Origin of the sequence: Phycicoccus sp. (genome assembly GCF_035325325.1) — a bacterium.
In the GTDB taxonomy this organism is placed as follows: Bacteria; Actinomycetota; Actinomycetes; order Actinomycetales; family Dermatophilaceae; genus Phycicoccus.
Genome location: NZ_DAOLAC010000005.1, coordinates 1 through 13,326, shown reverse-complemented (window position 1 = coordinate 13,326; position 13,326 = coordinate 1). Strand labels below are relative to the sequence as shown.

Sequence of the window (13,326 nt, the reverse complement as noted above, 5' to 3'; positions counted from 1 at the left end):
GACGGAAGGCTCCACCCATGGACGGAATCGGTCCGCTCATCGTCCTGCTGCTGCTCGCGCTCTTCGTGATCATCGTGCTCGTCCGCACGGTGCGCGTCGTGCCGCAGCAGACGGCCCTGATCATCGAACGGCTCGGCCGCTACTCGCGCACCCTCGAGGGGGGCCTGCACTTCCTCGTCCCGTTCGTCGACATCGTCCGGGCCAACATCGACCAGCGCGAGCAGGTCGTCTCGTTCCCGCCACAGCCGGTCATCACGAGCGACAACCTCGTCGTCTCCATCGACACGGTCATCTACTACCAGGTGATCGACCCCAAGTCGGCCGTCTACGAGATCGCCAACTTCATCGCCGGCATCGAGCAGCTGACCGTCACCACGCTGCGCAACGTCATCGGCTCGCTCGACCTCGAGCAGACCCTGACCAGCCGCGACCAGATCAACGGCCAGCTGCGCGGCGTCCTCGACGAGGCGACCGGCAAGTGGGGCATCCGCGTCAACCGCGTCGAGCTCAAGGCCATCGACCCGCCGGCCTCCATCCAGGAGTCGATGGAGAAGCAGATGAAGGCCGAGCGCGACCGCCGCGCCGCCATCCTCAACGCCGAGGGCACCAAGGCCAGCCAGATCCTCACCGCCGAGGGCGAGAAGCAGAGCCAGATCCTGCGTGCCGAGGGCTCGGCGCAGGCCCGCATCCTCGAGGCCCAGGGCCAGGCGCGCGCCATCCAGCAGGTCTTCGACGCGATCCACCGCGGCAAGCCGACCCAGAAGCTGCTCGCCTACCAGTACCTCCAGGTGCTGCCGCAGATCGCGCGCGGCGACTCCAACAAGATGTGGATCATCCCGAGCGAGCTGACCGACGCCCTCCGCGGCATCGGCGGAGCGCTCGGCGCGACCCAGGGCGGACCGTCCGACGGCGGCGACGACGAGTGGGTCGACCCGGGTGAGATGGTCGGCAACGCCTTCGAGGAGACGACGCTCGAGGACCCGAAGGCCGCCCTCGAGCGGGCCCGCGGTCAGGCGGCGCAGTCGAGCAAGGAGGCCGAGGAGCACGCCCAGCCGGCCTCGCGCGTCCAGCCGCCGATCACGCCGGGTGCCGACGTCGTGCCGCCGCGGCAGACGCCGCCCCCGGCCGCGCCCGAGACGCCGGCGGTGCCGCCGGTGGCGCCGCCCGCCCCGCCCACGGAGCCGCCGCCCCCGACGGCGCAGCCGTGAGCGTCGCGTGGCACCTGGAGCGCCCGGACCCCGTGGAGGGTCCGGGCGCTCCCGCGTGCGGCGTCAGTCGCGCAGCACGGCGTCGAGCAGGCCGGGGAAGCGCCCCTCGAGCTCGTCGCGGCGGAGCGTGACGATCCGGTGGCGACCCGCGGGCTCGTTGCGGATGAGCCCGGCCTCGCGCAGCGTGCGCAGGTGGTGGGAGAAGGTCGACTTCGGGACGTCCGGGTCGGTCTCGCGGCAGGCCTCGACGGTGCGCGGGCCCTCGACGGCGAGCTCGCGGACGAGGGCGAGCCGCGAGGCGTCGCTCAGCGCGAAGAGGACGGTGGGCAGCTCGACCTGCTCGAGGTCCGGGTGCTCCATGAGGCGGGGGGACCGCTCGCGCGACATCTGTTCGACTCCAGTGGAATAGTTGCTCGGTTCGGTCGGTTCAACCGCATCGTACGGTTCGACCATTCCCGAACGGAGAACCCATGGTCCCGCGCCTCACCCCACCCGCGGCCTTCGTCGTCGTCGCCACCACGGTGGCGACCTTCCTCGCCGCCTCGAGCGCGCCGAGCCCGCTGTACCCCGTCTACGAGCACGCCTTCGGCTTCTCGGCGCCGGTGCTGACCGTCGTCTTCGCGGTGTACGTCGTCGCGCTGCTCGCGGCCCTGCTCGTCGCGGGGCGGCTGTCGGACCACGTGGGCCGCCGTCCGGTCCTCGCCGCCGCGCTCGTCGTCGAGCTCGCCAGCCTCCTGCTCTTCCTCACCGCGCAGGACACCCCCGCACTCGTCCTGGCCCGGGTCGTCCAGGGCCTCGCGACGGGGACCGCGATGGGCGTGATGGGCGCCTACCTGCTGGACCTCCAGCGGTACGGCACCCAGCGCGGTGCGCTCGTCAACAGCGTCGCCCCGACGGCCGGGCTGGCCGTCGGCGGCATCCTCGCGGGGGCCCTCGCGCAGTACGCTCCCGCCCCGCTGCACCTCGTCTACGCCGTGCTCGCGGTCCTCGTCGCCGGCCTCCTGCTCACCGTCCCCTCGCTGCCGGAGACCGCCCCGCGACGGGCCGGCGCCCTCGCCTCGATGCGTCCCGTCGTCGCCGTCCCGGCCCGGGCGCGGTCCGCCTTCGTCGCCGGTGTCCCCGTCATGGCCTCGACGTGGTCGCTCGGCGGGCTGATGCTCTCGGTGAGCGGGAGCGTCCTCGCGGTCCGCCTCGGGGTGACCAACCACGCCGTGTCCGGAGCGGTCATCGGGGCCTTCACCGGCGCCGGCGCCCTCGCCTCGTTCCTCGCGCGTGACCAGTCGGCGCAGCGGCTCACCCGGGGCGGCCTCGTGGCGCTCGTCGCCGGTCTCGCCGGATTCGTCACCGCCCTGCTCACCGGCTCCCTCCCGGTCCTCGTCACGGCGGTCACCGTGGCCGGCGCCGGCTTCGGGACCTCGTTCCTCGGCACGCTGCGCACCCTGACCGCGCTGGCCGAGCCGGAGGAGCGGTCCGCCCTGATGTCGGCCGTCTTCACGGTGAGCTACCTCGCGTTCTCGGTCCCGGCCCTCGCGGCCGGCGTGCTCGTCCTCGTGGTCGGCCTCGACACGACGGCCCTCGGGTACGCCGCGCTCGTCGGCGTCGTCGCCGCGGCCGCACTGGCGGCCGACCTGCTCGTCGGTCGGGCCGGGCGACCCGGCGCACTAGGGTGGCCGGGTGTCCCTCGGTGAAGCGCTGCTCGTCGTGCTCGCCGGGATCGGGGCCGGCACGATCAACACGATCGTCGGCTCGGGCACGCTCATCACCTTCCCGACCCTCCTGCTGCTGGGGATCCCGCCGGTCACGGCGAACGTCTCGAACAACCTGGGGCTGGTGCCCGGCAGCCTCACCGGCGCGATCGGCTACCGCCGCGAGCTGACCGGGCTGCGCGCGGAACTGCTGCGCCTGGTCCCGGTGTCGTTCGCCGGGGGAGCGCTCGGCGCGGTCCTGCTGCTCGTCCTCGACCCGGACCTCTTCCGCGCCATCGTGCCCGTCCTCATCGTCGTCGGGGTCGGGCTCGTCGTCGCCGGACCGCGGCTCAACGCGTGGACCGCGCGCCGGCGCTCGGCGAGCGGAGACGTGCCGGCCGGGCACCGGGGTCTCCTGCGGGGCGGGGTGTTCGGTGCGGGCGTCTACGGCGGCTACTTCGGTGCGGCGCAGGGGATCATCCTCATGGGCATCATGGGAGCCCTGTCCGACGAGCCGCTGCAGCGCCTCAACGGCGTCAAGAACGTCCTCGCCACCGTCGTCAACGCCGTCGCCGCCGTCGTCTTCGTCCTCGTCGCCCGCGACCGCATCGACTGGCTCGTCGTGCTCCTCATCGCGCTCGGCTCCACCCTCGGCGGCGTCCTCGGCTCGACCGTCGGCCGGCGCCTGCCCAGCCCGGTCCTGCGGGGGGCCATCGTCGTCGTCGGCGTCGTCGCGGTCACCAAGCTCGTGTTCCTCCCCTGATGGACCCCGCCGTCGCCGCCCTCGGGCTGGCCGTCCTCGCCGGGGCGGTCGTCCAGTCGGTCGTGGGCTTCGGGATGTCCGTCGTGGCCGCGCCGTTCGTCGTCCTCCTCGCCCCGGACCTCATGCCGGTCGCCTTGCTCGTCCCGAGCGTCACCCTGCCGGTGCTCCAGCTCTCGCACGGGGTGCGCGACCTCGCGTGGCGCTCCCTCGGACTGGCCCTGACCGCACGGCTGGTCCTCACCCCGGTCGGCGTGGCCGTCGTCGCCGTCCTCGCGCCCCGGGCCATCGCGGCCCTCGTCGGGGTCCTCATCCTGGTCACCGTCGCCCTCTCGGTGCGCACCATCGACCTGCGACCCACCCGGACCAACGCCCTCGTCGCCGGGGCGGTGTCCGGCGTCTCGGGGACGGCGGCCGCGATCGGCGGCCCGTTCCTCGCCCTCGTGCTCCAGCACGAGCGGCCGGAACGGGTGCGCTCCACCCTGGCCGCCTTCTTCCTCGTCGGCTCCGGGCTGGCCCTCGGTGGGCTCGCGCTCGGGGGCGAGGTCTCGGGCCGGCAGCTGCTCGCCGGACTGGCCTGGGCCCCCTGCGCGCTGCTCGGCTACGCCGTCGCCGCCCCGGTCCGGGCCCGCGTCGACGCCGCCCGCTTCCGCCGGTACGTCCTCGGCTTCTGCGTCGTGGCGAGCCTCACCGTCATCGTGCGTGCCGCGCTGTCCTAGCCTCTCCCGCGTGCCCCTTCGCATCGACGACCCCGCCGACCCCCGGCTGGCCGACTACGTCTCGCTGACCGACGTGGCGCTGCGCCGCCGGCTCGAGCCCGCGGGCGGCCTGTACGTCGCCGAGTCCGAGAAGGTGATCCGCCGGGCCCTCGCGGCAGGGCACCGTCCGCGCTCCCTGCTCATGGCCGAGCGGTGGCTCACCGACCTCGCCGACGTCGTCGCCGATGCCGAGCGCGACGGCGTGCCGGTCTTCATCGGCGAGCACGACGTCATCGAGCGCCTCACCGGCTTCCACCTCCACCGCGGTGCGCTCGCGGCGATGCACCGCCCCGCCCTGCCGACCCTCGCCACCGTGCTCGACGGTGCCCGTCGGGTGCTCGTGCTCGAGGACGTCGTCGACCACACGAACGTCGGGGCGGTCTTCCGCTCGGCGGCGGCGCTCGGGGTGGACGCCGTCCTCGTGACGCCCCGGTGCGCGGACCCGCTCTACCGCCGCTCGATCCGGGTGTCGATGGGGACGGTCTTCCAGGTGCCGTGGACCCGGGTCGACCCCTGGCCGGGGGGAGTGTCCGCGCTGCAGGACCTCGGCTTCACCGTGGCCGCGCTCGCCCTCGCGGACGGCTCGGTCTCGCTGGACGAGCTGGCGGCGCACCCGCCGGAGCGCCTCGCCCTCGTCCTCGGCACCGAGGGCGACGGCCTCGCCCGACGGACCCTCGCGGCCGTCGACACCGTGGTGCGGATCCCGATGGCCGGCGGCGTGGACTCGCTCAACGTCGCCGCCGCGGGTGCCGTCGCGGCCTGGGCGCTGCGCGTCGACGGGGCCTAGCGGACCAGCCGGTCGAGCAGGCGCTCGACCTCGGCCTCCGGGTCGGGCGCCGAGCCGCCGTGCACGGGTCCCGGCTGGACGACCGTCGAGCGGGGGGCGCTGAGCCACCCGAACCGCTTGCCCTGCGTCGTCAGGGTCGCGTCGACCCCGGTCGGGGGGCGGTCACACATCGTGCCGACGGCGTCGAGGGCGGCGCGCAGGGCGTCGAGGTCGGCGTCGGGGGCGACGGCGCGGATGCGCTCCTCGTCGACGTGCCATGCGCAGCGCAGGACCCCGGCGGACTGGGAGTGGAGGACCAGGCCGACGTTGAGGCACTCGCCGCGGTCGACGCGGGGGACGAACCGGAGGACGACGTACTGGTACGGATGGCTCATGCGACACCTCCGAGCCAGGCGGCCGGGGTGGCCAGCCGCTGCTGGAGGTGCTCGAGGTAGGCCGCCCGCACGGTGTCGAGGTCGGGCAGGCTGGCCGTCGTCTCCAGCCACTCCTCCGGCACCTCGGCGACGACCTCGCGCAGCACCTCCTCGGTGAGCAGCGGGGCGAGCCGCTCGTGCGCCTGCGCGAGCGGCCCGGCGACCGGGGCGAGGACGTGCCCGCTCGGGTCGAACGGCTGGGCGACGAACCGCGCCACGTCCGGGGGGCGGCTCGGCCAGCCGTGGTGGAACCACAGCGCGGCCCCGTGGTCGATGGCCCACGCACGCCCGTGCCAGACCAGGAGGTTGGGGTTGGCCCACGTGCGGTCGACGTTGGCCGTGTAGGCGTCGAGCCACAGGATCGCCGCGGCGTCCTCGGCCGACGGGGGTCGGGACCCGTCGTACCCGAAGGCGCCCGGCAGGAAGTCGACGCCGAGGTTGCGGCCGGGACTCGCGGTGAGGAGGTCCTGGACCTCCTCGTCCGCCTCGTAGCGGGCGATGGCGCTCGGCAGGTCGACGACGGCGAGCCGCGGCGTGGGGATGCCGACCCGGCGGGCCACCTCACCGACGAGGACCTCGGCGACGAGGACCTTGCGGCCCTGGCCGGCGCCGGTGAACTTCACGACGTAGGTGCCGAGGTCGTCGGCCTCGACGAGACCGGGCAGCGAACCGCCCTCGCGGAGCGGGACGACGTACCGGACGGCGGTCACGGACTCGAGCACCGAACAACCCTACGGCAGGGCACTAGGGTTGCTGCGATGACGACGCAGGAGCGACGACTCGCGGGCCGCTACGTCCTCGACGCGCCGATCGGGCGAGGTGGGATGGGCGAGGTGTGGCGCGCCACCGACACCGTGCTCGGCCGCCAGGTGGCCGTCAAGACGATCGACCTCGGCCGCGTCCCCGACGAGGCGGGCGCCGTACGGTTCGAGCGCGAGGCCCGGGCCACCGCCGGGCTGAGCCACCCGAACGTCGTCACGGTCCACGACACCGGCGTCGAGGGGGACACCGCCTACCTCGTCATGGAGCTCCTCCCCGGGCCGAGCCTCGCGGACCGGCTGCGCGAGGGACGGCTCCCGGTCGGTGAGGTCGTCGACGTCGCCCGGCAGGTGGCCGCGGCGCTGCAGGCGGCCCACGCCGGCGGACTGGTCCACCGTGACATCAAGCCGGCGAACGTCGTCAGGGCGGCCGACGGGCGCCTGCGCGTCCTCGACTTCGGCATCACCCAGCTCGGTGACGCCGCAGGCAGCCAGGCGCTGACCGCCACGCACACCGTCATGGGGACGGCCGAGTACCTGTCGCCCGAGCAGGCCAGGGGCGGCCGGGTCGATGGGCGCGCAGACCTCTACGCGCTCGGGTGCGTCCTCTTCGCGCTGCTCACCGGCAGGCCGCCGTTCTCCGGGCCGACCCCGGTCGCCACGATGCTCCAGCACACCAACGACCCGGTCCCGGACGTCACGGAGCTGCGTCCGGACACCCCGCCGTGGCTGGCGGCGCTCGTCACCTCGCTCCTCGCCAAGGACCCCGCGGACCGGCCGGCCGACGCCGGTGCCGTGCTCGCGGCGCTCGACGAGCGGCGGGCTCCGGCGGCCGGGACGAGCACCACCGTGCTGCCGGCCTCCGGCGCCGACCCCACCCGGCGGCTCGCCACGACGCCGGCGCCCCCGGTGGCCCCGCCCCCACCCGTGACGACCGCACGGCCGCTGCCGCCCGGTCGACCGGAGCGCCGGGGCGGCTCCTCGGTCGCCCTGTGGCTGCTCGTCGTCGTGGCCCTCGTCGCCCTCGGCCTCCTCGTGTGGAAGCTCGTCGGGCAGGGCGCCGGCTCACCGACCCGGTCCTCGTCGCCGACCGTCTCGGGCACCAGCGCGAGTCCGCAGCCCACGACCTCGGCACCCGCCCCGACGACCGCCGCGCCGACCCCGAGCGAGACGCCGACGCCCACTCCGACGGCCGACCCGGGGGCCGACGTCACGGCCGCCTACGCGTCGCTCCAGGACGCCGTCGCGCAGGCCGAGGGGGACGGGCAGGTCGACAAGAAGTTCTCGAAGAGCGTCGACCAGCACGCCCGGGAGACCGAGAAGGCGCTGCGCGACGGCGACGCCACGAAGGTCGCCCGGGAGGCCCAGGCCCTGTCCGACGACTACCAGAAGGCGGTCCAGGACGGCACCGTCTCACCGGACGCCACCGGGACGCTGGACCCGCTGGTCCAGGACGTCGTCGACGCCGCGAACGCCTACCAGCCGGCCTGAGCGGCGGACCGGGCCCACGCACGGCGAAGGCCCCGAACCGCAGTGGTTCGGGGCCTTCGTGACCGGTGTCCGAGGGGGGACTTGAACCCCCATGCCCTATACGGGCACTAGCACCTCAAGCTAGCGCGTCTGCCAATTCCGCCACCCGGACGAGTGGTGCCGGAGCGGCCCGGGGAGGCCGTCCAACAGCCGGGAACGATACACGGTCACCGGCCCGGAACCGAAATCGCCCGGGGCCGGGCGCGCCTCCTAGGGTGGGGGGATGACCGACACGACGCGCCCCGAGGACGAGGTCGTCCGGATCTGCCAGGAGCTGATCCGGATCGACACGAGCAACTACGGCGACGGGAGCGGTCCCGGCGAGGCCGAGGCGGCCGCGTACGTCGTCGAGCAGCTGCGCGAGGTCGGCCTCGAGCCGCAGACCTACGAGTCCGACCCGGGTCGGGTGACGGTCGCCGTGCGCATCCCCGGCGCCGACCGGGAGCGCGGGGCGCTGTGCGTCCACGGGCACCTCGACGTCGTGCCGGCCAACGCCGAGGACTGGTCGGTCGACCCGTTCGCGGGGGAGGAGCGCGACGGCTGCGTGTGGGGCCGCGGCGCGGTCGACATGAAGGACATGGACGCGATGATGCTGGCCTGCGTGCGCGACCTCGCGCGCCGCGGCGTCACCCCACCGCGCGACCTCGTCGTCGTCTTCTTCGCCGACGAGGAGGCCGGGGGTGTCAAGGGCTCGCACTTCATGGTCGAGCAGCACCCGGAGGTCTTCGAGGGGGTCACCGAGGCGATCAGCGAGGTCGGTGGCTACAGCGTCACGGTGACCGACCGCGACGGCCGGGAGCGACGCACGTACCTGCTGCAGACCGCCGAGAAGGGCATCGCGTGGCTGCGCCTCAACGCCTCCGGCCGGGCCGGCCACGGCTCGGTCCCCAACGACGAGAACGCGATCGTCCGGCTCGCCGAGGCCATCGCCCGGATCGCGGCGCACAAGTGGCCGCGCGAGTACATCCCGTCGGTGCGCACCCTCCTCGACGGCCTGGCCGAGCTGACCGGCACCGGCTGGTCGGACGAGGACCTCGAGGAGCTGCTCGACCACCTGGGCGGCGCGCAGGGGTTCGTCCGCGGCACCCTCCAGGACACGAGCAACGTCACGATGCTCGAGGCCGGGTACAAGCACAACGTCATCCCGCAGCACGCGTCGGCGAACGTCGACTGCCGCTTCCTGCCGGGCCACGAGGACGACCTGATGGCGACGATCCGCGAGCTGGCCGGCGAGCACGTCGAGGTCGAGGTGCTGCACCGCGACATCGCCCTCGACGCGCCGTTCGAGGGCGAGCTCGTCGAGCGGATGGTCGAGGCGCTGCGCACCGAGGACCCGGACGCCGAGGTCCTGCCCTACTGCCTCTCCGGCGGCACCGACAACAAGGCCCTGTCGCTGCTCGGCATCACCGGGTACGGCTTCGCCCCGCTCCGGCTGCCCGCCGACCTCGACTTCGCGCCGATGTTCCACGGCATCGACGAGCGGGTGCCCACGGAGTCGCTGCGGTTCGGCACCCGGGTGCTGGGCCGGCTGCTGGAGAGCTGCTGAGGTTTGCCGGCGCTCACCAGCCGGTGATGACGGTGCTGCGGCGGGCCCGGATGATCCGGCGGCGCAGCCAGGTCTTGGTCCGCCCACCCACGTAGGTGCGGGTGCGGGCGAGCTCCCAGTGCCCGTACTCGGCGTGCTCGGTGAGCGTGCGGCGGATGTCGTTGCGCTCCACCTCGCGCCCGAAGCTCAGGACGAGGTACTCGTAGTCGGCCACTGCCACATTCTGCGCCAGGACCGGTACCGTTCGAGCCATGACCGCAGACCCGCGCGCGGCGCTGGCCAGGCTCGTCTCCGCCTTCGAGCGCCACCTCGAGGCGGCGAGCACGCGGCGGGGCGACGACGACCCGACCGTCATCGCCGCGTACGAGGACCTCGCGGACGCGTTCGAGGAGTACGACGGCGCGCTCTACGACGCGTACGGCGAGATGACTCCGCTGGACCTCTACACCGGCGACGACGACGATGACGAGGAGCCGGTCGACGACCACGACGACGAGGACGGCGACCGGGCGCGCATCTACTCGGGCCTCGACGACGACTTCGACGAGGACGACGAGGACGACTGAGGCGCACCGGCGTTCGGCGGCGACTCGCCTCAGGTGTGGTCCGCCGACACCTCGTCGAGGGCGTCGACGATCTGGTCCGGGAGCTCGACGTCCTCGCTCTGCAGCAGGGCGGCGAGCTGCTGCGGTGTGCGCGGCCCCACCACCGGTGCGGTGACGCCCGGGCGGTCGCGCACCCAGGCGAGGGCCACGGCTGCGGGGGCCACCCCCAGGCCCTCGGCGGCCGTGCGCACCGCCTCGACCACCCCGCGGGTGTGGTCACCGACGTGCCGTCCGGTGAAGCGGGAGAACTCCTCCGAGGCGAGCCGCGAGTCGGCGGGGACCCCGCCGCGGTAGCGCCCGGTGAGGACGCCGCGCCCGAGGGGTGACCACGGGAGCAGCCCGAAGCCGAGCGCCGCCGCGGCCCCGGCGAGCTCGCGCTCGGCCCGCCGCTCGACGAGCGAGTACTCCACCGAGTCGGCGGCCAGCGGCACCCCCGCCGCCTGGAGCAGCGACATCGTCCGGGCCGCCTGCCAGCCGACGTGGTTCGAGACCCCGACGTAGCGCGCCCGGCCGGTCTGCCACGCGTGGACGAGCGCGCCCACGGTCTCCTCGAGCGGGGTCTCGTCGTCCCAGGTGTGGGCGAGCCAGACGTCGACGTGGTCGGTCCGCATCCGGCGCAGCGACAGGTCGAGCTGGTGGAGCATGGCGCGCCGGGAGCAGTCGACGACGCGCTCGCCGGTGGCGCGGCTGATGCCGGACTTCGTGACGAGAACGACCTCGTCGCGGTCCGGGCCGTCGAGGAGGTCCCCGAGGATGTCCTCGGCCATCCCGCCGGCGTAGCCGTGGGCGGTGTCGACGAGGGTTCCGCCGGCGGCCCGGAAGGTGGTCAGGAGGTCGCGGGCGTCCTCGGGGGAGGTGCGGGTGCCCCAGGCCATCGTGCCGAGGCCGAGCCGCGACACGGTGAGCCCGGTGGCCCCGAGGCGGCGGGTCTGCATGGTCCGACCCTACCGGCGCCCTCAGCCGCGGGCCGGCCTGCGCCACACCGAGACGTGGCCCTCGCTGTCGCCGGTGAAGGGGGTGCCCTGCCAGTCGGCGGTGCGCCGCTCGAGCTCCATCCCGGCGAGCCGCGCCATGAGGTCGAGCTCGGCCGGCCACGCGTAGCGGAAGTTGCTCGTGCCGTACCGGAGCGAGCCGTCGGGGTCGTGCGTGTAGTGGTGGGAGGTGCCCTGCTGGGTCGCCATGTCGTAGGTGTCGAAGCCGACGTGGCCGGCACTGACGTCGAAGGGCACGGCGGCCTGTCCGGGTGGGAAGCGCCGGATGCCCGGCACCCAGAGCTCGACGACGAAGCGGCCGCCGGGGGCGAGGTGGCGCGCGGCGTTGCGGAAGACCTCGACCTGCTCGTCCTGGGTGCGCACGTTGCCGAAGCTGTTCCACACGACGTAGACGAGGGTGAAGGTGCCCGGCTCACCGGCGGTGGCGCTCGCCATGTCGCCGACCGTGACCGGCAGGTCGGGTCGCTTGCGGTGCAGGACGTCGGTCATCGGCTGCGAGAGCTCGATGCCGTGCACGTCGAGGCCGCGGTCGGCGAGGGGGAGGGCCACCCGGCCGGTGCCGATCGCCAGCTCGAGCACCGGTCCGGGGCCGGCCAGGGCCGCGAGCGCGTCGACCGCCGGATCGAGGACCTCGGGGGCGAACATCGCGGCCGATGCCGTCTCGAAGCGCTCCGCCGTCTCCCGGTCCCACAGGTCGCTGCTGCTCGCCATCGCCCCACCGTGCCGGACCGAACCAGCCACGCGCCAACCGTTTACGGTGTCAGACGATCGGGCTGTCGACCATCCACCGGTGCCCGAACGGGTCGGTGAAGACCGCGATGCGACCATGCGGTGTCTCCTCGGGTCCCCGGGTGAGCGGTGTCCCGGAGTCGACCACCCGACGGGTCAGGCCGTCGACGTCCGGGGTCGAGAGGTGGAGCGTCACGGCGGCGCCACGGTGTGGCGCGGGGGCGGCGACACCGGCGGAGTCGAACTCGTCGCTCATCATCCAGTGGGCGCCGTCGAGGTCGAGCTCGACGTGACCCACTGCTCCGCCGTCCATGACGATCGGGCCGACGACGACGGTCGCGCCGAGGACGTCCGTGTACCAGGTGATGGCGGCGCGGGCGTCGGCGACGCAGATGTAGGGGGTGAGCTCACTCATGGGTCTGCTCCTCGAGGGGGTGCTGGAAGGACCAGAGGTGGCCCTCCGGGTCCCGGGCTCCGTACTCGCGGTACCCGTACGGCTGGTCGGTGGGGGCGTACTCGACGTTCGCACCGGCGGCGACGACGAGGTCGTGGTGGGCGTCGACGTCCTCGACGTGCACGGCGAGCGAGGCGGTGGTCGAACCGTCCGTGGTCAGCGGCGAGACGAGTCGGGCTCCCGGGTGCTCCTCGTGCAGCCAGACCTCCCCGTCTCCGGCGTGCACGACCCCGAGGTGCGCGTGGCCGTCGGCCGTCCGGTGCAGGGGACCGGCCCCGAGCCCGAACACCTCGACGAGCCACGCGTGGGCGGCGGCCACGTCGCGGTAGGCGAGAAGGGACACCCGGCGCACCACCGCCGGCTGCTCGTGGGCGAGTCCGCCGAGGAGCCCGAGCAGCTCCTCGGCGCGGGGCGTGTGCCCGGTGGCGAGGCGGTCCTCGACGGCACGGACCCTCTCGCGCTGCCGGACCAGCGCCCTGACCCGATGGTCGAGGTCGACCAGGTGGCGCGACACGAGGTCGGCGAGGTCGGCCCCCGCGGGGTCGACGGCCGCCAGCGGCGTGCCGAGGGCGCGCTGCACGAGGACGCGGTAGAGGGCGTCGAGGGTGGTGGCATCGTAGCGACGCCGCCCGCCGGCGTCCCGGCGCGGGACCAACAGCCCGAGCTCCTCGTAGTACCTCAGGGCCCGTTCGGTGAGACCGGTTCGTGCGGCCACCTCTCCGATGCCGAGCCCGCTCTGCTCCCGTGTCCCCATGGCCTCGACGCTACGACCTCACGCCACGTGAGGAGCAAGTCAGAAGGGCGGGTCGCCGGGGGAGGAGCGAGGGGTGGGTCGACGTGGGCGGTGGTGGCCGGACACGTCGACCGGGACCCGGCCCGGCGGCGGTCGGTGGACCTCGATGCGGCAGGTGGTTCGGGACCAGTCGGCCCCGCCTCGGTGCTCGAGGCAGTGCTCGAGGACCGAGTGGGGTCCGTCGGGCACTACCAGGGCGGGGGCGTTGGGCGGGTCGATCTTGTCAGTTCCGTTGTCGGGCAGGGTGAGTGGGCGGTGGTCGACGGGGTCGGTGGTGCGGACCCGTCCGGTGGGGTCGGTCCAGGTCA

Annotated in this window: 17 protein-coding genes and 1 tRNA gene; 8 read left to right on the top strand and 10 right to left on the bottom strand. The window is 74.2% G+C overall.

Annotation, left to right across the window (positions count from 1 at the left end; translation table 11 throughout):
• Nucleotides 1–17 precede the first annotated feature (17 nt).
• Complete coding sequence (locus tag PKA89_RS05185) at nt 18–1,208, top strand: SPFH domain-containing protein (protein ID WP_324417256.1); 1,191 nt, start codon at nt 18–20, stop codon at nt 1,206–1,208.
• A 63-nt stretch (nt 1,209–1,271) separates the two neighbouring features.
• Here PKA89_RS05185 and PKA89_RS05180 read toward each other — a convergent pair whose 3' ends face one another.
• Nucleotides 1,272–1,595, bottom strand: coding sequence for a helix-turn-helix domain-containing protein (locus tag PKA89_RS05180; RefSeq protein WP_324417254.1), 324 nt, complete (start codon nt 1,593–1,595; stop codon nt 1,272–1,274).
• Nucleotides 1,596–1,678: 83 nt separating this feature from the next.
• Between PKA89_RS05180 and PKA89_RS05175 the strand changes: the two genes are divergently transcribed.
• From PKA89_RS05175 to PKA89_RS05160, 4 genes are read left to right on the top strand one after another with little or no spacing between them, the layout of a single operon-like run.
• Nucleotides 1,679–2,896: an MFS transporter gene (locus tag PKA89_RS05175; RefSeq protein WP_324417252.1), complete on the top strand. Its 1,218-nt coding sequence runs from the start codon at nt 1,679–1,681 to the stop codon at nt 2,894–2,896.
• Nucleotides 2,883–3,656 (top strand): sulfite exporter TauE/SafE family protein, encoded by a 774-nt coding sequence (locus PKA89_RS05170; protein ID WP_324417250.1) that lies wholly within the window; start codon nt 2,883–2,885, stop codon nt 3,654–3,656. The genes PKA89_RS05175 and PKA89_RS05170 overlap by 14 nt, the downstream gene beginning before the upstream one ends.
• Nucleotides 3,656–4,372, top strand: coding sequence for a TSUP family transporter (locus tag PKA89_RS05165; protein WP_324417249.1), 717 nt, complete (start codon nt 3,656–3,658; stop codon nt 4,370–4,372). The genes PKA89_RS05170 and PKA89_RS05165 overlap by 1 nt, the downstream gene beginning before the upstream one ends.
• A gap of 10 nt (nt 4,373–4,382) precedes the next feature.
• Nucleotides 4,383–5,198: an RNA methyltransferase gene (locus PKA89_RS05160; RefSeq protein ID WP_324417248.1), complete on the top strand. Its 816-nt coding sequence runs from the start codon at nt 4,383–4,385 to the stop codon at nt 5,196–5,198.
• Here PKA89_RS05160 and PKA89_RS05155 read toward each other — a convergent pair.
• A complete protein-coding gene (locus tag PKA89_RS05155) occupies nt 5,195–5,572 on the bottom strand; it encodes a DUF3037 domain-containing protein (RefSeq protein ID WP_324417246.1) in 378 nt (125 codons plus the stop codon). The two genes, PKA89_RS05160 and PKA89_RS05155, sit on opposite strands and share 4 nt — an antisense overlap.
• Nucleotides 5,569–6,333 (bottom strand): HipA family kinase, encoded by a 765-nt coding sequence (locus tag PKA89_RS05150; RefSeq protein WP_324417244.1) that lies wholly within the window; start codon nt 6,331–6,333, stop codon nt 5,569–5,571. The genes PKA89_RS05155 and PKA89_RS05150 overlap by 4 nt, the downstream gene beginning before the upstream one ends.
• Nucleotides 6,334–6,369: 36 nt before the next feature.
• Between PKA89_RS05150 and PKA89_RS05145 the strand changes: the two genes are divergently transcribed.
• The gene (locus PKA89_RS05145; RefSeq protein WP_324417242.1) at nt 6,370–7,860 is read left to right on the top strand and encodes a serine/threonine-protein kinase; all 1,491 of its coding nucleotides are present in this window, start codon (nt 6,370–6,372) and stop codon (nt 7,858–7,860) included.
• A gap of 66 nt (nt 7,861–7,926) precedes the next feature.
• Here the strand turns inward: PKA89_RS05145 and PKA89_RS05140 are convergent.
• Nucleotides 7,927–8,011, bottom strand: a tRNA-Leu gene (locus PKA89_RS05140).
• Between the two features lie 111 nt (nt 8,012–8,122).
• Here PKA89_RS05140 and PKA89_RS05135 point away from each other — a divergent pair.
• A complete protein-coding gene (locus tag PKA89_RS05135) occupies nt 8,123–9,445 on the top strand; it encodes a M20/M25/M40 family metallo-hydrolase (protein WP_324417240.1) in 1,323 nt (440 codons plus the stop codon).
• Nucleotides 9,446–9,458: 13 nt separating this feature from the next.
• Here the strand turns inward: PKA89_RS05135 and PKA89_RS05130 are convergent, their stop codons facing one another.
• Complete coding sequence (locus tag PKA89_RS05130) at nt 9,459–9,659, bottom strand: DUF5703 family protein (RefSeq protein WP_324417238.1); 201 nt, start codon at nt 9,657–9,659, stop codon at nt 9,459–9,461.
• Between the two features lie 37 nt (nt 9,660–9,696).
• On the opposite strand from PKA89_RS05130, the gene PKA89_RS05125 reads away from it, so the two are divergent.
• Nucleotides 9,697–10,011, top strand: coding sequence for a primosomal protein (locus PKA89_RS05125; protein ID WP_324417236.1), 315 nt, complete (start codon nt 9,697–9,699; stop codon nt 10,009–10,011).
• Between the two features lie 29 nt (nt 10,012–10,040).
• Here PKA89_RS05125 and PKA89_RS05120 read toward each other — a convergent pair whose 3' ends face one another.
• From PKA89_RS05120 to PKA89_RS05100, 5 genes are all read right to left on the bottom strand, one after another.
• On the bottom strand, nt 10,041–10,985 hold the full coding sequence (locus PKA89_RS05120) for an aldo/keto reductase (RefSeq protein WP_324417234.1): 945 nt from the start codon (nt 10,983–10,985) through the stop codon (nt 10,041–10,043).
• Between the two features lie 21 nt (nt 10,986–11,006).
• A complete protein-coding gene (locus PKA89_RS05115; RefSeq protein ID WP_324417232.1) occupies nt 11,007–11,753 on the bottom strand; it encodes a class I SAM-dependent methyltransferase in 747 nt (248 codons plus the stop codon).
• 49 nt (nt 11,754–11,802) lie between these two features.
• Nucleotides 11,803–12,186: a VOC family protein gene (locus PKA89_RS05110; RefSeq protein ID WP_324417230.1), complete on the bottom strand. Its 384-nt coding sequence runs from the start codon at nt 12,184–12,186 to the stop codon at nt 11,803–11,805.
• Nucleotides 12,179–12,979, bottom strand: a complete 801-nt coding sequence (locus PKA89_RS05105) for a MerR family DNA-binding transcriptional regulator (RefSeq protein ID WP_324417228.1) — start codon at nt 12,977–12,979, stop codon at nt 12,179–12,181. Before PKA89_RS05105 ends, PKA89_RS05110 begins: the two co-directional genes overlap by 8 nt.
• 39 nt (nt 12,980–13,018) lie before the next feature.
• Nucleotides 13,019–13,326 (bottom strand): hypothetical protein (locus PKA89_RS05100; RefSeq protein ID WP_324417227.1); only part of this gene is annotated, 308 nt, incomplete at its 5' end.